The organism is Streptomyces olivochromogenes, assembly GCF_001514115.1.
Lineage (GTDB): Bacteria > Actinomycetota > Actinomycetes > Streptomycetales > Streptomycetaceae > Streptomyces > Streptomyces olivochromogenes.
Genome location: NZ_KQ948481.1, coordinates 1 through 494 on the forward strand (window position 1 = coordinate 1; position 494 = coordinate 494).

At 70.0% G+C, this 494-nt stretch carries 1 pseudogene; it reads left to right on the forward strand.

Annotated elements, in window-relative coordinates:
• Positions 1-92: 92 nt before the first annotated feature.
• A pseudogene (locus AQJ27_RS56950) lies at positions 93-494 on the forward strand (hypothetical protein); the annotation flags it as partial.

Sequence of the window (494 nt, forward strand, 5' to 3'; positions counted from 1 at the left end):
ACCCCTCGGGGCCGGGCGGCGGCTGCTGCTGTTGCTGTTGCTGTTGCTGCTGTCCTGTATCGGCGGGCGGGGGTCCGGAATTCTGGCGCTCCGTGTTCTGGGGCGCGGAAGGCTCGGCCGCGGAGGACAGGGGCGCCGAGGACAGAGGCCCGGAGGACAGGGGCGGAGGCGCGGAGGTCTGGGGGGCGGACGTCTTTGGCTCGGGCTGCGAGGAGGGCGGCTCGGAGGACGGGGCCTGCGGCTTCGAGGACTTCTCGGACGACGGCGCCGACTGCTGCGACGACGACGGCGGCGGTAACGACGGCTGGGAGGAGCCTGGTGAGGACGGCTTGCCCGACTCCGACGAGGACTTGTCCTTCGACGGTGACGACTCCTTGCCGGACTTCGACGACTCGGAGGACTTGGAGGGCTTGCCCGACTCGGACGACTTCGACGGCTTGCCCGACTCCGACGACTTCGACGGCTTACCTGACTCCGAGGACTTCGACGGCTTG